Annotated in this window: 15 protein-coding genes and 1 riboswitch; of the genes, 9 read left to right on the top strand and 6 right to left on the bottom strand. The window is 71.8% G+C overall.

All coding sequences use genetic code 11. From position 1 onward, the window contains the following. Positions 1-369 precede the first annotated feature (369 nt). Both ABT369_RS39830 and ABT369_RS39825 read left to right on the top strand, forming a co-directional pair. Positions 370-1,362: an NAD-dependent epimerase/dehydratase family protein gene (locus ABT369_RS39830; RefSeq protein WP_350620445.1), complete on the top strand. Its 993-nt coding sequence runs from the start codon at positions 370-372 to the stop codon at positions 1,360-1,362. Between the two features lie 402 nt (positions 1,363-1,764). Then, positions 1,765-2,688 carry a sigma-70 family RNA polymerase sigma factor gene (locus ABT369_RS39825; protein ID WP_350620449.1) on the top strand — a complete coding sequence of 308 codons (924 nt, stop codon included), beginning with the start codon at positions 1,765-1,767 and terminating at the stop codon, positions 2,686-2,688. A gap of 362 nt (positions 2,689-3,050) precedes the next feature. On the opposite strand, the gene ABT369_RS39820 is transcribed toward ABT369_RS39825, so the two are convergent. The 3 genes from ABT369_RS39820 to ABT369_RS39810 all read right to left on the bottom strand — a co-directional run bounded on the left by ABT369_RS39820 (position 3,051) and on the right by ABT369_RS39810 (position 5,522). Beyond that, positions 3,051-3,464, bottom strand: a complete 414-nt coding sequence (locus ABT369_RS39820; protein ID WP_350620443.1) for an Rv0361 family membrane protein — start codon at positions 3,462-3,464, stop codon at positions 3,051-3,053. 297 nt (positions 3,465-3,761) lie between these two features. After that, complete coding sequence (locus tag ABT369_RS39815; protein WP_350620441.1) at positions 3,762-4,541, bottom strand: methyltransferase domain-containing protein; 780 nt, start codon at positions 4,539-4,541, stop codon at positions 3,762-3,764. Between the two features lie 60 nt (positions 4,542-4,601). Then, the gene (locus ABT369_RS39810) at positions 4,602-5,522 is read right to left on the bottom strand and encodes an NlpC/P60 family protein (RefSeq protein WP_350620439.1); all 921 of its coding nucleotides are present in this window, start codon (positions 5,520-5,522) and stop codon (positions 4,602-4,604) included. Between the two features lie 40 nt (positions 5,523-5,562). Beyond that, positions 5,563-5,724, bottom strand: a riboswitch (cyclic di-AMP (ydaO/yuaA leader). Positions 5,725-6,024: 300 nt separating this feature from the next. Between ABT369_RS39810 and ABT369_RS39805 the strand changes: the two genes are divergently transcribed. From ABT369_RS39805 to ABT369_RS39780, 6 genes are all read left to right on the top strand, one after another. Next, positions 6,025-6,759 (top strand): ABC transporter ATP-binding protein, encoded by a 735-nt coding sequence (locus tag ABT369_RS39805; RefSeq protein ID WP_350620447.1) that lies wholly within the window; start codon positions 6,025-6,027, stop codon positions 6,757-6,759. 82 nt (positions 6,760-6,841) lie between these two features. Then, positions 6,842-7,609 carry an ABC transporter ATP-binding protein gene (locus ABT369_RS39800; RefSeq protein ID WP_350620437.1) on the top strand — a complete coding sequence of 256 codons (768 nt, stop codon included), beginning with the start codon at positions 6,842-6,844 and terminating at the stop codon, positions 7,607-7,609. An 85-nt stretch (positions 7,610-7,694) separates the two neighbouring features. After that, a complete protein-coding gene (locus ABT369_RS39795; protein WP_350620435.1) occupies positions 7,695-9,488 on the top strand; it encodes an AMP-dependent synthetase/ligase in 1,794 nt (597 codons plus the stop codon). Continuing rightward, positions 9,485-10,372 (top strand): branched-chain amino acid ABC transporter permease, encoded by an 888-nt coding sequence (locus tag ABT369_RS39790; protein WP_350620433.1) that lies wholly within the window; start codon positions 9,485-9,487, stop codon positions 10,370-10,372. Before ABT369_RS39795 ends, ABT369_RS39790 begins: the two co-directional genes overlap by 4 nt. Then, a complete protein-coding gene (locus ABT369_RS39785; RefSeq protein WP_350620431.1) occupies positions 10,369-11,469 on the top strand; it encodes a branched-chain amino acid ABC transporter permease in 1,101 nt (366 codons plus the stop codon). Before ABT369_RS39790 ends, ABT369_RS39785 begins: the two co-directional genes overlap by 4 nt. 11 nt (positions 11,470-11,480) lie before the next feature. Further along, positions 11,481-12,779: an ABC transporter substrate-binding protein gene (locus tag ABT369_RS39780; RefSeq protein ID WP_350620429.1), complete on the top strand. Its 1,299-nt coding sequence runs from the start codon at positions 11,481-11,483 to the stop codon at positions 12,777-12,779. A gap of 6 nt (positions 12,780-12,785) precedes the next feature. On the opposite strand, the gene ABT369_RS39775 is transcribed toward ABT369_RS39780, so the two are convergent. Together ABT369_RS39775 and ABT369_RS39770 are read right to left on the bottom strand one after the other, a co-directional pair. Then, positions 12,786-13,613 (bottom strand): DUF5753 domain-containing protein, encoded by an 828-nt coding sequence (locus tag ABT369_RS39775; protein ID WP_350620427.1) that lies wholly within the window; start codon positions 13,611-13,613, stop codon positions 12,786-12,788. A gap of 82 nt (positions 13,614-13,695) precedes the next feature. After that, positions 13,696-15,828: a hypothetical protein gene (locus tag ABT369_RS39770; protein WP_350620425.1), complete on the bottom strand. Its 2,133-nt coding sequence runs from the start codon at positions 15,826-15,828 to the stop codon at positions 13,696-13,698. Positions 15,829-16,115: 287 nt separating this feature from the next. On the opposite strand from ABT369_RS39770, the gene ABT369_RS39765 reads away from it, so the two are divergent. Beyond that, the gene (locus ABT369_RS39765) at positions 16,116-19,049 is read left to right on the top strand and encodes a putative bifunctional diguanylate cyclase/phosphodiesterase (protein ID WP_350620423.1); all 2,934 of its coding nucleotides are present in this window, start codon (positions 16,116-16,118) and stop codon (positions 19,047-19,049) included. A gap of 220 nt (positions 19,050-19,269) precedes the next feature. Here ABT369_RS39765 and ABT369_RS39760 read toward each other — a convergent pair whose 3' ends face one another. Then, positions 19,270-19,911: a hypothetical protein gene (locus ABT369_RS39760; RefSeq protein ID WP_350620421.1), complete on the bottom strand. Its 642-nt coding sequence runs from the start codon at positions 19,909-19,911 to the stop codon at positions 19,270-19,272. Positions 19,912-19,982 lie beyond the last annotated feature (71 nt).

The raw sequence follows: 19,982 nt of genomic DNA, 5'->3' as shown, positions 1-19,982 counted from the left end.
CGCGCCGTGGGCCGCGCCCGCGCCCGCGCCCGCGCCCGCGCACGCGCCTCGCGCTGAGCGCCCTGCGCGCCGTGGGCCGCGCCCGCGCCCGCGCCTCGCGCTGAGCGCCCTGCGCCCTGCGCCCCGCGCCGAGCACGCCGTGGGCCGCAGCCGCGCCCCGCGCTGAGTGCGTCGCGGTCGGCGGCCGCGCTGAGTGCGCCGCGTTCATCAGCCGTGCCGAGTGCGTCGCGGGCAGGAGCCGCGCGCCGGGTGCGTCGTGGGCAGGAGTCGCGTCGAGTGCGTCGCGGCGGGGGGCGGCTTCGCCCCCAGCGGATCCGCTGGGGGCGAAACGGCCTGGCGAACCGGCGCCGAGCCGCGAATCATCGGCCGATGAGAATCCTCGTACTCGGCGGCACCGTCTTCCTCGGCCGCGCCCTCGCCCGCCAGGCGCTCCAGGCCGGCCACGACGTCGTCTGCGCCGCCCGCGGCGAGTCCGGCGAGCCCGTCGAGGGCGCCGCCTTCGTCCGCGTCGACCGCGACCGCGCCGACGGGCTGGACGCCATCGAGGGCGCCTTCGACGCCGTCGTGGACGTCGCCCGCCACCCGCACCACGTCCGGCACGCCGTGGGGGCGCTCAGCGGGCGCGTGGCGCACTACACGCTGGTGTCGAGCTGCTCCGCGTACGCCGACAGCGTGACCCCGGGACAGACCGCCGCGACGGCACCGCTGCTGCCGCCGGACTTCGACGGGGACCCGGGGGCCGGCGCGGAGGAGTACGGGCGGTGCAAGGTGGCGTGCGAGCGCCTCGCGGCCGACGGGTTCGGCGCGGATCGCACGTTCCTCGTGCGCGCCGGGATGATCGTCGGGCCGGAGGATCCGACGTACCGGTTCGAGTACTGGGTCCGCCGGGCGCTGCGCGGAGGCGAGGTGCTCGCACCGGGCGGGCCGGACGAGGCGGTGCAGCTCGTGGACGTGCGCGACCTGGCCGACTGGATCATCGCCGCGGGCGGGAGCGGGCTGGCGGGGGCGCTCGACGGCATCGGGGCACCGATGCGCCGGGAGGAGTTCCACGCCGGCTTTGCCGAAGCGGCGGGCGTACCGCAGCAGCTCACCTGGGTCGCCCAGGACTTCCTGCTCGATCGCGAGGTGGCGCCCTGGAGCGGGCCGCGGTCGCTGCCGTTCTGGCTGCCCCTGCCGGAGTACGCGGGGTTCCTGAGCCGGGACGTGACCGCCTCGCTCGCGGCCGGCCTGCGCACCCGGCCGCTCGCCGAGACCGTCCGCGACACCATCGAGGCCATTCGTGACGCATCCCACATCGATGCGAAGAACGGATTGGGTATCGATGAAGAGGCACAGCTGTTGCGTGAATGGCACGAGCGGTGAGCCGGCGACCGGCCAGTGTTCATCGCGTCACGCTCGCCAAGGCCGGAAAAGGCTGTCGTGTCCCTGACCGTTGCCGATGAACAACCGTGCCCACGAGCGTCAAGCGCCCCCCGCGCTGGCGTTCCCAGGGAACTCACAGCGAATTCAGGCGTCTGACGGGCAGGTAGAGCACGTATCACTTGTTGCAACCGAAGCGAACCGGAGCAGTCTCCCGAGCGTCTAGGTAAGTGGTGCAACTCTCAGGGGTCGTCACCGAATCGCCCCTCGGGGCGGAATTCGGAAGGCGCTTTGACTGTTGTGTAGGGGGCATACCCGGGGGGGCACCCGTTTTAGCAGGGTGAAACGGGGAAGGCGAAGGATGGAGCGGGGAGGGGCCCGAAGGTGGAGAACGTGAAAGTGGAGATGCGACCCGATACAGGTGCCGAGGAGCGTGACCTGGTCGGCGTTTACCTGCATGAGATCTCCCGCACGCCGCTGCTCGACGCCGCTTCTGAGGTCGAGCTGTCCAAGGCGGTCGAGGCTGGGCTCTACGCCGAGCACCTGCTCGACAGCGACGAGATTCCCGACGGCGTGACCGCGGAGGAGCTGCACCGCCTCGTGGCCGACGGCGAGCGGGCGAAGGACCGGTTCATCCGAGCCAACCTACGCCTGGTGGTGTCGATCGCGCGGCGTTACGTGCGGTCCGGCATGCCGATGCTCGACCTGATCCAGGAGGGCAACACCGGCCTGGTCCGCGCCGTCGAGAAGTTCGACTACGTGCGTGGATACAAGTTCTCGACATATGCGACGTGGTGGATCCGCCAGGCGATCAGCCGGGCGATCGCGCAGCAGGAGCGCACGGTCCGGCTCCCGGTGCACCTCGTCGAGGACGTCAACCGCATGCGCAACGTCGCGCGGCAGCTCACCCGTGAGCTCGGCAACGACCCGGAGCCGGAGCAACTGGCGACCGCGCTCGGCGTGCCGGTCGAGCGGGTGCACGAGCTCATGCGCTGGTCGCAGGACACCGTGTCGCTCGACACCCCCGTGGGTGACGACGGCGACACCAACCTCGGCGACCTGGTCGCGGACTCCGACGCCCCGTCGCCGGAGGACGTGGTCCTGGCCGCGCTGGAGCGCCAGCGGATCGAGGGCCTGCTCAACCACCTGGACGACCGTTCGGCCGGCATCATGCGGGCCCGCTACGGCCTCGAGGACGGGCGCGAGCACTCGTTGACCGAGGTGGCGACGCGGTTCTCGCTCTCCCGCGAGCGCATTCGCCAGCTGGAGATTCAGGCGCTCGGCCGGCTGCGTGAGCTGGCCCGGGCGGAGGGCCTGCAGGCCGCCTAGCAAGCAGCTACATCCCCCAAGACGAGCAAGGCCCCGGGTCGGAGCGGACCCGGGGCTTTTTCGCGCCGTGAGACCGAGTCAGTGGCGCGGGAAGGCGCGGGAATCGGTCCGCGGCGAACGGTAACGGCTGCGCGAACGGCGGTGGCGGCGCGGACCAGGCAGCGGAGCAGTCCGGCGGGCCGTCGAATTTGGCGGCGGCGGCGCCAAGCGGTGAGCGGTCAGCTGCGGCGGCGGCGCGAACGGGTCAGCGGTGAGCGGCGGCGGCGGACCGAGCAGGTGAGTAGTCGCGGCGGCGGACATGGCTCAGGGCCGCGGAGCCGGGCAGGTCCGCGGCCCGTATGACAGCCATGAGGCGAGTGGCCCTAGAAGGGGTTGCCGCAGACCTTCCAGGAGCCACTCTCCTTGATCAGGTCGAAGCTGTGGCTGGACTTGCCGGCGTTCTGGTAGGTCAGGCTGGCGTCGATCTGGGCCGTCTCGTGGCCGTTGTTGTTGCTGTAGGAGCCGCCCCAGCTGATGTCGTGGGCGGTGATGGGGTCCTTCTTGACGTACGCCTCGAAGGTCTCCGGTCCGTAGTTCTGCTGCGCCGAGGAGCACAGCAGGTCGTAGGCGGCCTGGGTCTTGCCGGTCTCGAGCGCGGTCAGGAAGTCCCCGGTCGCGGCCTTGGGTGCTTTGGTGGAGCCGTTGACGACAAAGAAGAGCCCGGCGACGCCGCCTCCGCAGCAGAGCACGAAGAGGCCGATCCCGCCGAAAATAATGATCTTCCAGGTTTTACTCACGCGCCTCAGCGTATGAATCGAGATCAAGTCCTGATGTAAACCATTTGACGCAGGTCATGCCCGATGCGCGACGATTCGCGCGAACGGGAACGGCGTTATGGCGCGGTCGGCACGTACGCGCGGCCGTGGCAGGGGCCGGGGCCATGTCCGATGCGCGACAAGCCACGAGCCGCGAAACGAGGACCGCGGGCCGGGAGACGGGGCCGCGGGCCGGGAGACGGGGCCGCGGGCCGGGAGACGGGGCCGGGAAAACGGGAGCCGCGAGCCGGGAGCCGGGAGCCGGGAGCCGCGAAGGTTTCAGGCCCGCTGTGCGACGACGAAGAGGCGAGGGAACGGCAGGATCGTGCCGAAGGGCTCGCGCGGGTACAACTGCCGCATCTGCTCCTTGACCTCCGCCGTGAACTCCTCGAGGTCGTCCCCGGAGAGGGCGTCGAGGTAGGGCCGCAGGCCGGTGCCCTTGAACCACTCGAAGACCGGGTCGTCGCCGGGCAGCACGTGGTAGTAGGTCGTCTCCCACGCGTCCACGGTGAGGCCGGCCGCGGAAAGGAGCCGCACGTAGTCGGCCGCGCTCAGCACCGGCGACGCCGAGCGCGGACCCGTGGTGCCCGATGCGCCCGCCAGCAGCGGTGCCCAGCGCTCCCGTGCCGCCACCGCGGCCATGCCCGGGTCGAAGGAGAGCGGCACCTGGAAGGCGAGCGTGCCGCCGTCGTCGAGCGCCGCCGCCCACAGCGGCAGCAGCGTCCCGTGGTCGCCGACCCACTGCAGCGAGGCGTTGGCCACGATGACGTCGAGGGAGCCGCGCTGGGGCCGCCACTCGCCCGCGTCGGCGAGCTGGAAGGTCAGCTGGGCGGTCTGGTGCTCCGCGGCCGCCGCGATCATCGCCGGCGAGGAGTCGAGGCCCAGGATCGCCGCGTCCGGCCAGCGGGACGCGAGGGTGGCGGTCATCGTGCCGGGGCCGCAGCCGAGGTCGACGACGGCGACCGCGGACGTGGTGGGGATGCGCGCCACGAGCTCGCGGAAGGGGCGGGCGCGCTCGTCGGCGAAGCGCTCGTACTGCTGCGGGTCCCAGGTCGCCATGCCCCAATGATGAAGGGCCGCCCTTCGGTGAGAAGAGCGGCCCTTCGAACAAGCGACGAACTAGACCTTCGGCCGCCCGTACCCGTAGATGCTGTCGACGCCGATCGGCGCCTCCTTCACCACGTCGCCGGTGTGCGGGGCGTGCACGATGGTGCCGGGCTTGACGTAGATGCCGACGTGGCCGAGCCCGTTGTAGAAGACGAGGTCGCCGGGCAGCAGCTGGGAGCTGCTGATGTGGGCCACCTTGCTCCACTGGCTGGCCGCGTTGTGCGGCAGGCTCACGCCCGCGGCGCCCCACGCGCCCATGGTCAGGCCGGAGCAGTCCCAGCTGTTCGGACCGGCGGCGCCCCACTTGTAGGGCTCGCCGAGCTGGGCGTAGGCGAAGTTGACGACCTTCTGCCGGGTCGCGTCGTCGACGACGGGCGCCTTGGCGTTGGTCGTGCCGGGCGAGCTCACCTTGGTGCTGCCGGCGTTCTTGGCCTTCTTCTGCAGGTCCTCGAGCTTCTTGACGTCGCCCTCGATCTGCTTGCGCTGGTTTTCGAGATCGGCCTTCTGCGTGTTCTGCGCCGCGATCGTCTCGTCCAGCTTGGCCTTGTCGTTCTTGTAGTCCTCGATGCTCTTCTGCTGCTGGTGCGTGATCTGCTGCAGCATCGAGAGCTGGTCCATCAGCGAGCCCGACGTCGTCGCGTTGAGCACGATGTTGAGGTTGCGCATGTTGCCGTTGGTCTTGAACGCGGCGATCGCGATCTCCTGGACGGCGCCGTTGGTCGCCGCCACGCTGTCCTCGAGCGTCTTCGCCTTGCTCTGGGAGTCGGCCAGGTCGATGTTGATTTTGTTCCAGGCCTCGACCGTGGCCTCGAGGTCCTTGTTCGACTTGTCGAGCTGAGCCTCGATGTCGGCGAGCGACGGATCCGCGTGCGCGACCGTCGCGGGTGCGAGCACGGTGAGTGAGACGAACCCGATCAGCAGAGTCCGCAGCACCGACCGGCGGGCACGATGTCCAGTGGACAAGGAAAGACCCTTCTGCACCGACACCGCCTACCGGGTTAGCTGACGGGTTCGGGCGGGAAGAGATAGCGCCCTACCGCAGCATTGCGGATTCACCCCGAAGAACACGGGTCCCCGGTTCGCCGCGCGCGCCCGGGGGCGGGTGCGCGCGATGTCGATTCGGCGGCGCTTGCCCGGCGCCGTCCGGGTTGGACGGCGGACTGCCGAGCAGGCCAGAGCCTAACTTAACGTGATCATCTCGCAGGCGAAAGGCGTGCGTCCCGCTCGATATCTATTACCCCAAAAGTCCGTATTACCGCCGGTTGGCCGCCCGTGCCAGACCGTGACATTGGTGCCGGACGGTTACAGATTCGGGGCTTGATTCCTACGCGGAAGCGGGTTAAATACTCCTAACTTCTTACACCGCCGGTGCAAATAGTTCGGGGGTCCGCACGTGCTACGGGTCCAGAACCTCGAGGTCGTCTACGACGATGTGATGCTGGTGTTGCGGGGCGTGAGCCTCGCCGTCCCGGAGGGCCGGATCGTCGCCCTCCTCGGCGCGAACGGCGCCGGCAAGACCACGCTGCTGCGGGCGCTCTCCGGCCTGCTGGGCGTGCACGACGGGGCCGTGACGCGCGGCTCCGTCACCCTGGGCGACGCTCCCGTCCACCGTCTGCGCCCCGCCGCGGTCGTGCGGCGCGGGATCAGTCAGGTGATGGAGGGCCGGCGCACCTTCGCCGAGCTCACCGTGGAGGAGAACCTGCGGCTGGGCGCCCACACCCGCCGCCGCGGCGCGGCCGAGGCGATGGAGCGCATGTACGGGCTCTTCCCGGTGCTCAAGCAGCGGCGCGCGGCGGTGGCCGGCTACCTCTCCGGCGGTGAGCAGCAGATGCTCGCGATGGGCCGGGCGCTCATGTCCGACCCGAAGTACCTGCTGCTGGACGAGCCGAGCCTGGGCCTGGCCCCGCGCATGGTCGAGCAGGTGCGGGACCTGATCGTGGAGATCAACCGGGCCGGCACCGCCGTGCTGCTGGTCGAGCAGAACGCGACCATGGCGCTCTCCGTCGCCGAGCACGGATACGTGCTGGAGAACGGCAAGGTCGTGCTCGACAAGCCCGCCGCCGAGCTGCTCGCCGACGACGACATCCGCGAGTTCTACCTGGGATCGCACGCCGCCCACTCGTTCCGCGAGGTCAAGCACTACAAGCGCCGGAAGCGGTGGCTGTCGTGAGCGGTCCGGAGCGGAGCGGAGGGGCCGCTCACCATGGGCGCAGCGTTCTCGCGGCGGCACCGGAGCTTGCGGAGGTGACGTCGTGAGTGATGTGCTGACCTTCCAGGACGTGCAGCTGAGCTTCGCGGGCGTCAAGGCGATCAACGGGGTCGACTTCAGCGTCGGCGCCGACGAGCTCTTCGCGGTGATCGGCCCCAACGGCGCCGGCAAGACGTCCATCTTCAACGTGATCTCCGGGGTGTACCGCCCGCAACACGGCCGGGTCCTGCTGGGCGACACCGACATCACCGGCGCGCGCCCCGACCGCGTCGCCCGGCTCGGCGTCGCCCGCACGTTCCAGAACGTCGAGCTGTTCCGCCAGCTCACGGTCGTGGAGAACCTGATGCTCGGCCGGCACCACCACATGCGCTACGGCACCCTCGCCGCCGTCGCCTGGCTCGGCCGCGCCCGCCGCGAGGAGCTGGCCAACCGGGCCCGGGTCGAGGAGATCGTCGACTTCCTCGAGCTCGCGCCGTGGCGCCGGATGCCGGTGGGGCTGCTGCCGTACGGCGTGCAGAAGCGGGTGGAGCTGGGCCGCGCGCTCGCCATGGAGCCGCGGCTGCTGCTGCTCGACGAGCCGGTCGCCGGCATGAATCTCGAGGAGACCGAGGACATGGCGCGGTACATCCTCGACATCCGCGACGAGCTGGGCATCCCGATGATCCTCGTCGAGCACGACATGGGCCTGGTCATGGACCTCGCCGACCGGGTGCTGGTGGTCGACTTCGGCGTCCCGGTCGCGTGCGGCACGCCGAAAGAGGTCCAGCAGCACCCCGACGTCATCCGCGCCTACCTGGGGGAGGCGGCATGACCGGTCCGCAGCGTTGCGGAGGGGCCGGGCATCGGCTAGCGCAGATGGAAGGTCAGGCACCCGGCGAGCGAAGCGAGGAGGGGGCATGACCATCGCCGACCTGGTGCGGGATCGGGCGCGGCGGACGCCGGACGCGGTCGCGCTGCGGGAGAAGCACCGCGGCATCTGGCGCGAGATCACCTGGGGGCAGTACTGGGACACGGCCCAGTCGGTCGCCCACGCGCTGCGCGGGCTGGGCGTGGAGCCGGGCGACCGGGTCGCGATCCTGTCCGAGAACCGGCCCGAGTGGCTCTTCGCCGACGTCGCCACGGTGGCGCTGCGCGCGGCGACCGTCGGGCTCTACCCGACCAGCCCGGCCGGCGACGTCGGCTGGCTGCTGGCCCACTGCGGCGCGAAGGTGCTCATCGCCGAGGACCAGGAGCAGGTGGACAAGGCCCTGGCGGTGCTGGAGGACTGCCCCGGGCTGCTCAAGATCGTGTACCTCGATCCGAAGGGCATCCGCAACCGGTACACCAACGATCGCCTGCTCTTCTGGGGCGACCTGCTCGCCGGCGTCTCCCAGGAAGACCTGGAGCTCGCGGCCGAGCCCGGCGACCTGGCGACGCTCGTCTACACCTCCGGCACGACCGGGCGGCCCAAGGGCGCGATGCTCACCGTGTCCAATGTGGACTTCGCCGTCGGTGTGCTGCGCGGCGAGGGCGGGCTCACCGATCCGCCGCCCGGCCCCCGTGACCTGCTGCTGTCGTATCTGCCGCTGTGTCACGTGGCCGAGCGCGTCTTCACCGTGTGGCTCGGCGCGGCCACGGGCGTGGTCGTGCACTTCGGCGAGTCGATCGCGACCGTGCAGGCGGATCTGCGCGAGGTACAGCCGACGATCCTCTTCGGGGTCCCGCGCATCTGGGAGAAGATGCTCGCCGGCGTCACCACGCGCATCGCCGGAGCGTCGCGGCTCAAGCGCGCCAACGCCCGGCTGTGGCTGCGGGTCGCCGACGGCATCGGGGCCACCCTCGCCGCCAACGGCGGGCGGCACACCCCCGGCAGCCGGCTGCGCTACGCGCTGGGCTGGCTGTGCTGCTACCGCGCGCTGCGGGAGCGGATCGGGCTGCGGCACGTGCGGTACGCGGCCAGCGGCGCCGCCCCGGTCGCGCCCGAGGTGCTGCGGTTCTTCATGGGCATCGGGGTGCCGATGCACGAGGTGTACGGCATGACGGAGAACGCCGCCATCGCCACCGCCAACCGGCCCGGCCGCGTCCGCCTCGGCACCGTCGGCGAGCCCCAGCCCGGGGTCGAGGTCCGCATCGGCGACGGCGGCGAGATCCTGACCCGGCACGCGGGGACCTTCGCCGGCTACTACGCCGACCCGGACGCCACCGCCGCGGCGCTCACCCCCGACGGCTGGCTGCGCACCGGGGACATCGGGGCGCTCGACGGCACGCACCTGCGCATCACCGACCGCGCCAAGGACATCATCATCACCGCGGGCGGCAAGAACATCGCGCCCAGCGAGCTCGAGAATGCGCTCAAGGCCTCCCCGTACGTCAAGGAGGCCGTCGTCGTCGGGGACCGCCGGGCCTTCCTCACCGCGCTGGTCGGCATCGAGCTGGAGACCGTCGGCGAGTGGGCCCAGCGGCGGGGCCTGGCCTACACCACCTACCGCGACCTGTCCGGCAAGCCGGAGGTGCTGGCCCTCGTGCGCGGCATCGTCGACGAGGTCAACGCCGGCCGCGCACCGGTCGAGCAGCTCAAGACGTTCCGGCTGCTGCCCAAGGAGCTCGACCACGAAACCGGAGAGCTGACCGCCACGCAGAAGGTGCGCCGCGCCGCGGTCGCCGAGGCCTTCCGTGCCGAGGTCGACGAGATGTACCGGAGTCCGGCGTGAAGGATCTGCTCGAAAGCGTGCTGCGGGGCATCGGCACCGGCAGCGTGTACGCGCTGCTGGGCCTCGGCTTCGTGATCATCTACAAGGCGACGCGGGTGATCTCGTTCGCCCAGCCGTCGTTCATGCTCGCCGGGGCGGTGCTGGTGACGTACCTCGCCGGCCCGCTCGGCTTCTTCGCGGCCCTGGTCGCCGCGGCCGCGCTCACCGGCGGCCTGGCCCTGGGCGTCGAGCGGCTCGCGGTGCGCCCGATGATCGGCCGCCCCGTGTTCACCGTCGCCATCATCACGCTCGGCATCGACATCGCCGTGCGGGTCGTCGACAACGCCTTCATCGGCCTCGACGTGCGCCACGTCGGCGACCCGTGGGGGCTGAAGGTGTTCAAGCTGCCCGGCGGGATCGTCGTGGAGCAGCGGCACGTGGCGATGGTGCTCACGACCGCGGTGCTCATCGCGGCGCTGTTCGCCTTCTTCCGGTACACCCGCACCGGTCTGGCCATGCGGGCCGCCGCCTACGACCAGGAGGCCGCGCTCGCGCAGGGGGTCAGCGTCGGGTCGGTCTTCGCGATGTCGTGGGCGCTGGCCGGGGCCCTCGCGGCCGTGGCCGGCACCTTCGCCGCGGTCGGCGGCAGCGTCAGCGAGTCGCTGTGGCTGGTCGCGCTGACCGCGCTCCCCGTGATCATCCTCGGCGGGCTGGACTCGCTGCCCGGGGCGGTCATCGGCGGGGTCGTGGTCGGGGTGGTGCAGGAGGTCACTGCGGCCTACCAGGGCCACCTGCCGTGGCTCGGCGGCAACTTCTCCGTCGTCACGCCCTACGTCGTCATGCTGCTCGTCCTGCTGGTCCGCCCGTACGGGCTGTTCGGCACCCGGGAGGTCACGCGCGTATGAGAAAGCGTCCGCTGCTGCACACCGCGTACTCCCAGGACTTCGCGCTGTTCGGCACCGCCGTCCAACGCACGTTCGTGCTCGTGGGGCTGCTCGTCGCGCTGGCGATGCCGTTCCTGGTGCAGGACGACGTGCTGCAGCTGCTCGGCCTCGCGTGCGTCACGGCCCTCGGCGCGCTCGGCCTCAACATCGTCACCGGTCTCGCCGGGCAGGTGTCCCTCGGCCACGCGTTCTTCCTGGCCATCGGCGCCTACACGGCGGCCGCGCTGGCGGGTGATCCGGACGGGCGCACGATCGGCTTCGGGGTCACCGAGATCCTGGTCTGGCTGCCCGCTGCCGGCCTGGTCGCGGCGCTGGCCGGGATGCTGGTCGCGCCGCTGGCCACCCGGCTGCGCGGGCTCTACCTGGCCGTGGTCACGCTCGGGCTGGTCTTCATCGGCGGGCACGTCATCAACGGGTGGTCCGAGCTGACCGGCGGGCCCGGCGTGGGCCGCCAGCCGCCGGCCCCGTCGCTGCTGGGCCTCGACCTCAACACGTCGGACGCGTTCCTGACCAGGGACCAGAAGTTGTACCTGCTGATGCTGGTCCTGCTCCTGATCGGCGCCCTGGCCGCGCGCAACCTGGCCCGCTCGCGGGTGGGCCGGGCGCTGACCGCCATCCGGGACCGTGACATCGCGGCCGGTGTGATCGGGGTCAACCTGGCCCGCTACAAGACGGTCGCCTTCGGGGTGTCGTCGTTCTACGCCGGCTGCGCCGGTGCGCTGCTCTACGTCGGGGCGGGCTACTTCGACCCGACCTCGTTCGACCTGCTGCTCTCGGTGCAGTACATCGCCATGATCCTCATCGGCGGGGCCGGCACCGTGAGCGGCGCGATCCTGGGCGCCTTCCTGATCACGCTGCTGCCGCGGCTGACCCGGGAGATCCCGTCGCTCCTGCCGTTCATCAGCTCGTCCCCGGCCGAGTCGCCGAACGCCTACCAGCTCGAGACCGTCCTCTACGGCGTGCTGATCGTCGTGTTCCTGATCTTCGAGCCGCGGGGGCTGTTCGGCATCTGGATACGGCTTCGCAACTACTGGAAAGCCTGGCCCTTCTCGTACTAAGGAGCCCATGCATGAAGCGGTCGATCGCCCTCACCCTGGCCGCGGTGCTCGCCGCGGCCGGGCTCTCGGCCTGTCGCGGCGCGGACAACACCGACGCCCAGAACGCCGGCGGCACCAAGACCGACGTCGGCATCACCAAGGAGCCGTGCCCGAAGTCCGAGCACAAGGACCGCGGGTGCATCTACCTCGGCATCATCTCCGACCTCACCGTCGGGCCGTTCCACGCCCTCGCCGTGCCGATCACCGAGGCCCAGAAGAAGTTCTGGCAGCGCGTCAACGCGCAGGGCGGGATCGGCGGCTACGACATCGACGCCGAGACCTACGTGCGCGACAACAAGTACAACCCGCAGACCCACAACGAGGTGTACCAGGAGATCAAGGGCAAGGTCCTGGCGCTCGCGCAGTCGCTGGGCTCGCCGACCACGGCCGCGATCCTGCCCGACATGAAGCAGAACAACGTGCTGGCCACCCCGGCCGCGTGGACGTCGGCGTACGCGTTCGAGGACAACATCCTCGAGTCCGGCGCCAACTACTGCTTCGAGTCGATGAACGCCGTCGACTACGCCAAGGACGCCTTCAAGCCCAAGTCCGTCATGGCGGTCCACCTGGCCGGCGACTACGGCGACGACGCCGCCGCCGGCACCAAGATCGCCGCGGAGAAGAACGGCATCACGTTCATCGACGTGAAGACCGACTCGGGCACCGACAAGCAGGCCGGCGCGATCAGCGCGATCGTCAGCCAGAAGCCGGACCTGGTCATCATCACCACCGGGCCGGCCGACACCGCCGCGGTCGTCGGCGGGGCCGCCCAGCGCGGCTACACCGGCAAGTTCATCGGCACCAGCCCGTCGTGGAACCCGGGCCTGCTGCAGAGCCCGGCGGCCCCGGCGCTCAAGGCGCTCTACCTGCAGACCGCGCCGTGGAAGACGTTCTCGACCGACTCGCCCGGCCACAAGGCCATGCGCGAGGCGCTGGGCTCCTCGGTCACCCCGAACGACGGCTACACGTCCGGCTGGGTCTGGTCGTACCCGCTGCTCGCGGCGCTCAAGAAGGCCCAGGCCGACGGCGACCTGACCCGGGCCGGGCTCGTGAAGGCCGCGAAGTCGCTGACCAAGGTCGACTACGAGGGCATGCTGCCCGACGGCGCCGGCAACTTCGCCGGCGGCCCCGACGGGCAGTTCCGCCAGTCGCTGCTCTACAGCCCCGCCACCGGCAACGGCACGACGGACGTGCCGCTGGTCAAGGACTACTTCGTCGGCCCCACGGCCAAGGACTACAAGCTCGACAAGCCCTGTTACGAAAAGCTCTGAGCATGCTTACTTGAGCTCGCTCGCCACCTGTCGCAGGAGGTCCAGCGTGGCCTCCTGCGACAGTGCGAGGTTCGCCAGCCGTTCCAGGATCATCCGGTACGCCGCGATGAGCTCCGGCTCCTCCCACAACAGGTGCTGGCGCCAGAGCACGCCGTCGTCGGCGCCGAACTCCAGCAGCGTGAAGTCGCCGTCCCAGCCGGGGTGGTAGCCGGCCCCGAGGGGCACCACCCGGATGTCGGCGTACGGGCGCTGCGCCACGTCGATCGTGTGCTCGAGCTGGTCGACCAGCAGCGACTCGTCGCCGGAGACGGGGCCGCGGCGCAGCACCGACTCGTCCAGCAGGATCTGCACACTGGGTGGCTCGCTGCGGGCGAACAGCTCCTCCTGGCGGCGCAGGTGGAACTCGACCCGCCGCTCGGCCGCCGGGGACTCGGCGTCCGTGGTGGCGTGCGCGTACCGCCGCGTCTGCAGCAGCGTCGGGAACATGATCGGCGCCCACTCCCCGACGCGGGCCGCCTCCGCCTCGAAGCCCACGTAGGTGACCAGCTGCGCGGACAGGGTCGGACGGTACTCGTCCCACCACATCCGCCGCTTGGCCGCCCGGGCCAGCTCCAGCAGCTCGTCGACCGTCCGCGGGTCGTGGACCCGGTAGTAGGCCAGCAGACTGCGCAGGTCGCTCACGGAGATGGCGACCGTGCCGTTCTCGATGCGGATGAGCTTGGACAGCGACCACTCCATCTCGGCCGCCACCAGGTCCTGGGTCAGCTCCCGCTCGCGCCGCAGCCGTCGCAGCTCGGCTCGGAGGCGGCGCTTGCCCACGATAGGCCCGCTCATGGCCATCACCCCAATCGCGTACACACATGGCATCGCCCCGGTCGAGGGCTCCGCCTGTCTACCCGGATTGCGGCAGATGCACCTATCTGGGCGCGTGGGCTGCGAGAAAGATTTTGGCCATGGCGCTCGCCAGGTCGCCGGGGTCGTTCGAGGCGACCGCCTGCCCTCCGGTCAGCTGCGACATCTCCCGCAGCACGGTCATGTCGGCGTCGCCGCCGTAGCCGATCGCGAAGACCATCACCGGCCGCCCGGGGTCGCGCAGCCCGGTGAGCCGGCTCAGGAACTGCTCCTTGGGCATGGAGAACCTCGAGTCCTGGTCGCGGCCGTCGGTGAGCACCACGACGAGGTTGACGGCGTCGGAGGCGAACCGGTCCTTCAGGTCACCCACCCCGCGCAGCACCGTCTCGAACAGCGGGGTCCCCGCCTTCGGCAACGCCGCGTACTGCTCCGCCACCTTGCGCATCGCCTCGCGCCGGGGCACGTCGCCGACCGCGTCGGCCATCGGGCCGAACGGTAGCGCCACGGTGAACGGCGGCGCCTCGGCCCCGGGCGAGGCGAACATCCACACGCCGAGGCTGGTCTCGTCGCCGAAGAGCTGGGCCGCCTGGACTCCGGCCGAGCGCAGCAGCCCCGCCTTGGTGGTCACGTTGCCGGCCCGGTCGTGCACCTCGTCGTTCATCGAGGCGGACGCGTCCACGAGCAGCAGCGTGTGGTAGGCGAGCCGCTTGTACTGCGCCCAGGTCGCGGCCCACTCGGCGACGTTGTCCGGCAGCCCGATCGCCGCCTGGTACTTCGCCGTGAGCCCGTCGCCGCCCGGCGCCGCGTCGCCGGCCGGCCGCAGCCCGCGGCTGGTGAGCCGGTCGGCGAACTCCTTGGCGTGCATCCGCTCGGCCAGCCGGGCCGCGAGCGCCTTGAGCTCCCCGTCGCCGGCCGCCTTCGGGGTCATCAGCAGCGGGAAGTCGGCCTCGGCGATGGCGTCGGCCGGGTACAGCGCGGCCATCGCCACCGGGTGCCGGGTCTGCTGGTAGCGCCAGAAGTCCTGCTCGGTGAGCGTGAACAGGCCCACGTCGCGCAGGGCCCGGGCCGAGTCGGTCTGCTGCGCCAGCTTCTCCAGCAGCTTGGCCGGCTCGGCCTCGGCGTCGGCGAGCCGCGCCCGCACCGACAGCGCCCGCATCTGGGCGATGCCGGGGTCGGTCGTGGTGCGGGCCATCGCGCTCTGGATCTCCATCGCGGCGAGCAGCCCCGCGGTGTCGCGCAGCGGGCTGCCCATGCTGAGCTTCGGGCTCTGGCCGTTGTTGAGTGCGGCGCCCAGCGCGGCCCACGTCGGCTGCTTGTCCGGCCAGCCCAGCCCCTCGGCGTAGGCCCTGGGGGCGGCGATGACGACCGGGGTGCGGGCCAGCGAGACGGGCTCGGGGGCGTAGTCGAACTTGGCCAGCCGGGCCCAGCCCGCGGTCGCCGGGATCCAGGCCTCGCCGCCGGCGTAGGTGTCGGTGGCGGTGATGGCGACCAGCTTGCAGCCGCCCTGCTGGTTGGCGCCGATGTCGGCCGCGGCCTGCTCGACGACGGGAGCGAGCTCGGGGGTGACGGTGGTGCGCAGCACCCCCCGGCCGCCGCAGGTCGCACCCGCCGCTCCGGCCGCGCCGCCGGAGTGCTCGGCGCGGTTGCGCGAGGCGAGGTTGAGCCCGACCGCGACCCCGGCGGCCACGGCCAGCGCGACGATCACCACGCCGGCGGCCACCCACAGCTTGGTGCCCGGGGGCTGGTCGGACGGTGTCGGCTGCTGCTGCGGCGGCGGGGGCGGGACGGGCCTCTGGGGTCCCCGGTGTTCCCGGTGCTCATGGTGGTCGGGGGCGGGCGGCCACTCCTGGGGGTAGAGCGGCGGTAGCCAGGCGTCGCGGCGGGGTCGGGCCGTATGCGCCGGTGGAAGCGGGGGGTCGTCCTCCGCCGGCGCATACGGCCCTTCCTCCTCGTACTCCGCGGGGTGGTCGTCGGAGTACGTGTCGCCGTCGTCGGCCGGCGCCCAGGGGGAGGGGCGCGCGGCCCGCGCCGGCGATTGTGCGTCGCTAGGGGGCGGGGGTGGCGGGGGCTCGGTCGATGCCGTGGGGGCCCACGGTGAGGGGGCTGGGGCGGGCGTCTCGCGCGGGGGCGGGACGTAGATCCCGTCGGCCGTGAGGTCGTCGTCGCCGCGACGCCTGTGGTGCCGGCCCTCCGTCATGGCCTCCCTTTCTCTCCTTGCGAGCCCGCTACGGTGCGCGAAGGTGCGGACGCGCGATGCGGTCAACCTAGCACCGGTGGGCGTCGATGTGTGACCGCCTGACTACGTACTGATCATGAACTTGCCTTGCGGTATCTGGAGATCCGGTCATTTGGGATCGAAGCGATAAAACGTGGTGAACGCCTCATCCAGGGCGCTCATCTGGTGCCCGTCCCGGCCGATTATTTGCACGGTGGCATCTATTCGGCCGCGCGCTCGTGCGGCCGGTGGGGGAGGTACGGGCGGGGATGGCGCTGGATCGGCGGCTGCTGCGCTGGACTACGGGGTTCGCCGTGCTCAGCGTCGCCTGGCTGATCGCCCAGTGGCCCCAGCCGCTGCTGCACCCCGCGCTCGGCTGGCTGCCGGCGCCCGTCTGCACCGTGCTCACGGCCGTCGTGTGCCTGCGCACGGCCCGCGCCGCGCCCGACCGCCGCGCCGGGCGCTTCTGGCGTCACATGACCCTCGTCATGGCCGTGATCATGGCCGCGATCTGGAGCAGCGCCTACGATTCGCTGCTCGGGCCGGGCGCGCCCACCCAGCGCTCCAACCCGCTGACGCTGGTGCTGTTCCTCGGGGCCGTCGTCGTGGTCGTCTGGGCACTCCTGCGCCTGCCGATGGGCCGGCGCAGCCGCCGCGACCTGCTCACCTTCAGCCTCGACATGGCCGTGATCCTGGCCGCCACGATGCTCGTGGCCTGGTTCTTCGCCGCGCGGGCCGAGGTGAGCCTGACCGGCGTCACCGGCACCTCGTGGACCATGTTCGGCGTCCTGCTCATGCTCTTCGCGGCCATGTTCGCCCTGGCCAAGGTCGCTCTGGCCGGCGCCGGCGCGCTCGACCGGCGGTCGCTGTGGATCATGGGCGGCACCCTGCTGGCCGGGGGGCTCGCGGGCTCGGCGGCGCCGTTGCTGGAGTCGCGGCCGTACGTCAACGACTGCCACATCTCGATCCCGGCCTGCTGCGTCGGGCTGGCCCTGGCCGCGATCCGCCAGCGCCGGGCCTTCGGCGAGCCGGCGGCGACCGTGACCCGGCGCCAGCGTCGGCCGTTCAGCCTGGTGCCCTACGCCGCGATCCTGGCCGCCGACGCGTTCGTGCTGGCCGGGATCGGCACGAGCCCGCGCGAGACCCGCATCCTGGTCGGCGGCTCGGTGCTGCTCACGCTGCTGGTCGTGGCCCGGCAGCTGGTCTCGCTGTACGACAACTCGCACCTGCTCGCCCGCGTCGACGCGAGCATGCTGGAGCTGCGCCGCCACGAGCGCCGGTTCCGCTCGCTGGTCCAGCACTCCTCGGACATGTCGGCCATCTGCGACGCCGGCTTCCACGTCACGTACGCGAGCCCGAGCCTGCTCCGCTTCACCGGCGAGCGCTCGGCCGCGGCCATCTCGCTGCCGGACATGGTCCACCCCGGCGATCGGGAGGCCCTGAACCGCGCGACCGCGAGCCTCGCCACGCCGGGCAGCACGACGACCCTGCAGCTGCGCCTGCGCCACCCGGACGGCACCTGGCGCTGGTTCGAGGTCGTCACCACCAACCTCCTGCACGACCCGAGCGTCCGGGGCGTGGTCGCCAATGCGCGGGACATCACCGAGTCGCGGCGCTACCAGGACCAGCTCAGCTACCAGGCCTCGCACGACGGGCTGACGGGGCTGGCCAACCGCGCGCTGTTCGCGGCCCGGACCGCCGAGGCGGTGGCCGAGTCGCGCTGGGGCTCGGGCGGTGCTGTGGTCGGCGGCGTCGCGGCTGGCGGTGCTGGGGCCGGCGTCACGGCGGGCGGTGCTGCAGCGGGCGGTGCGGCGGCGGGCGGCGCTGGGGCGGACGGTGTTAGGGCTGGCGGCGTTGCGGCGGGCGGTGTTGCGGCCGGTGGGGGAGCCGGCGGTGCTGGGGCCGGTGGTCCGGTGGCGGGCGGGTCCGGCGAGGGTGGTGCCGGGGTGGCGGTCGCGCTGATCGATCTCGACGACTTCAAGGCGATCAACGACCGGCTCGGGCACGCGGTCGGGGATGCGCTGCTCGTCGAGGTGGCCGAGCGGCTGCGCGCGACCGTCGGGGCCGGCGACGTCGTGGCGCGGCTCGGCGGGGACGAGTTCGCGGTGCTGCTGATCGGGGCCGACCGCGACCGCAGCGCGGCCATCGCCGAGGCGTTCATCGACGCGCTCGCCGCGCCGGTTCGGGCCGCCGGGTACGAGCTGCTGGTGCAGGCGAGCATCGGCGTCGCCCGGCACACCGCGGACTGCGCGGCGAGCGACCTGCTGCGCCGGGCCGACATGGCGATGTACGCGGCGAAGGAGCTCGGCAAGAGCCGCTGGGTCGAATACGGCCCGGAGCTCGACGCGCACGCCGTCGAGCACGCGCAGCTGGCCGCGGAGCTGAGCCAGGCGCTCGACCGCGACGAGCTGACCGTCGTCTACCAGCCGATCGTGGGCCTGCCCGGCGGCGAGGTCCGCGGCGTCGAGGCCCTGGTCCGCTGGCACCATCCGGCGCGCGGCATGGTCTCCCCGGCGAAGTTCATCCCGGTCGCGGAGCGCACGGGCCTCATCGTGCCGATCGGGGCCTGGGTGCTGCGCCAGGCCTGCCGCCAGGCCGCCGACTGGACCGCGCAGCTCGGCGACGCCGCCCCGGCCAAGATCAGCGTGAACGCCTCGGCCCGCCAGCTGCTCGAGCCGGCGTTCGTCGCCACGGTCGAGTCCACCCTGCGCGAGACCGGTCTGGACCCGTCCCGCCTGAACATCGAGATCACCGAGACCGCGGTCTTCGGCGGCGGCCGAGCCCTGGACACCGTGCGGGCGCTGCACGCGCTCGGCGTGAAGATCGCCCTGGACGACTTCGGCACCGGCCACTCGTCGCTGGGCCTGCTGCGCACCTGCCCGGTCGACGTGCTGAAGGTCGACAAGTCCTTCGTCGACGGCGTCACGGGCACGGTGGAGCAGGAGGCGATCGCGACGTCGATCAGCGAGATCGCCCAGGCCCTGCGCCTGGAGGCGGTGGCCGAGGGCGTGGAGACGCCCGAGCAGGCGGCGAGACTGCTGGAGCTCGGCTACCGGCTGGCCCAGGGCTTTCACTTCTCCCGGCCGCGGCCCCCGTCGGAGATCCCGGCCCTCTGCGCGCCGCCGCCGGCTCGTGCGGAAGCGAGCGCGACCACCGGGGGGATGGCAGATCGCGCCCGCTTCCGCACTTTTGGGGGCGAGTAAAGCCTTCAGGGTGCCAAGACCTTGGCTGCGGTCTTGCCACGACGGACGCCGGGATTCCTGGCGGGAGCGACGGTCAGCAGGTGACGCGGACCCGAGCAGGGACGCCCTTGAGCTCTTGCAATGACTACGGCCAACCGCAACGGCCCGACGGACCGCGCATACTTCTCTGCCGCGTGGCCAGGAGACACACTGCCCCCGGCCCCCCGGAGTCCCTAGAACGTCACGCCACCGCACCCCACATCGCCGAGAACGCCGCCGCCTCCCCGGCCAGCCACCGCTCCACCTCGTCGACCTTCACCGCCGTGCCGGGCCGCAGCACATCCCCGCGCCGCAGGTCCACCAGCACCGGCGCCGCGTTCGGCAGCACCAGGTCCATGTGCCGCCCCATCAGGTGCAGCGTCGCCACGGCCGCCTCGTCCTGCGGCGGGTCCTCGTCGAAGTGCAGCCGCACCGCCTCGCCCCGCCCGTCGGGATACCGCAGGCCGAAGTGCGGGTTGATCTTCACCGGGAGCGTCCCGATCATGCAGAGCGCGTCCCGCGTCGGCGTCACCTCGACCGGCGTCGGGATGGACTCCAGGTAGCGCAGGGCGCCGGGGACCACCGACTCGTAGAGCGGCTTCCACCGGGCGTTGACCTGGTCGACGACGGCGTTGAGGTAGGTGCCGCCGGTCCGGAACTGGATGTCCGCCTTCAGGGCCTTCACGAGCTGGCCGTGGGGGTTGAAGCCGTGCCCCGACTCACGCTGCCGGCGCAGGCCGCCGACGAAGGTCGCCTTGCGCGGGCCGGTCCGCCCGACGTAGCGGGTGAAGCTGAGCAGGGTGGCGTAGGGGACGGATCCGGTCGAGGTTACGGGCGCGGTCACTGGCGCTCTCCTCCCAGGTCAAGAGCGTCTTTCGTACATACATTCTAATGGATCCGCGCAAGGATGCCCAC

The sequence above is a fragment of the Dactylosporangium sp. NPDC000244 genome (genome assembly GCF_040300725.1).
In the GTDB taxonomy this organism is placed as follows: domain Bacteria; phylum Actinomycetota; class Actinomycetes; order Mycobacteriales; family Micromonosporaceae; genus Dactylosporangium.
The sequence above is the reverse complement of the archived record's forward strand: the minus strand, read 5'-3'. Positions and strand labels throughout refer to the sequence as shown.

Bases quoted from the DNA above. Each gene is read 5' to 3' on its own strand.
- ABT369_RS39830 (WP_350620445.1), top strand. From the start codon at position 370: ATGAGAATCCTCGTACTCGGCGGCACCGTCTTCCTCGGCCGCGCCCTC.
- ABT369_RS39825 (WP_350620449.1), top strand. From the start codon at position 1,765: ATGCGACCCGATACAGGTGCCGAGGAGCGTGACCTGGTCGGCGTTTAC.
- ABT369_RS39815 (WP_350620441.1), bottom strand. From the start codon at position 4,541: ATGGCGACCTGGGACCCGCAGCAGTACGAGCGCTTCGCCGACGAGCGC.
- ABT369_RS39805 (WP_350620447.1), top strand. From the start codon at position 6,025: ATGCTGGTGTTGCGGGGCGTGAGCCTCGCCGTCCCGGAGGGCCGGATC.
- ABT369_RS39795 (WP_350620435.1), top strand. From the start codon at position 7,695: ATGACCATCGCCGACCTGGTGCGGGATCGGGCGCGGCGGACGCCGGAC.
- ABT369_RS39785 (WP_350620431.1), top strand. From the start codon at position 10,369: ATGAGAAAGCGTCCGCTGCTGCACACCGCGTACTCCCAGGACTTCGCG.
- ABT369_RS39780 (WP_350620429.1), top strand. From the start codon at position 11,481: ATGAAGCGGTCGATCGCCCTCACCCTGGCCGCGGTGCTCGCCGCGGCC.
- ABT369_RS39775 (WP_350620427.1), bottom strand. From the start codon at position 13,613: ATGAGCGGGCCTATCGTGGGCAAGCGCCGCCTCCGAGCCGAGCTGCGA.
- ABT369_RS39770 (WP_350620425.1), bottom strand. From the start codon at position 15,828: ATGACGGAGGGCCGGCACCACAGGCGTCGCGGCGACGACGACCTCACG.
- ABT369_RS39765 (WP_350620423.1), top strand. From the start codon at position 16,116: ATGGCGCTGGATCGGCGGCTGCTGCGCTGGACTACGGGGTTCGCCGTG.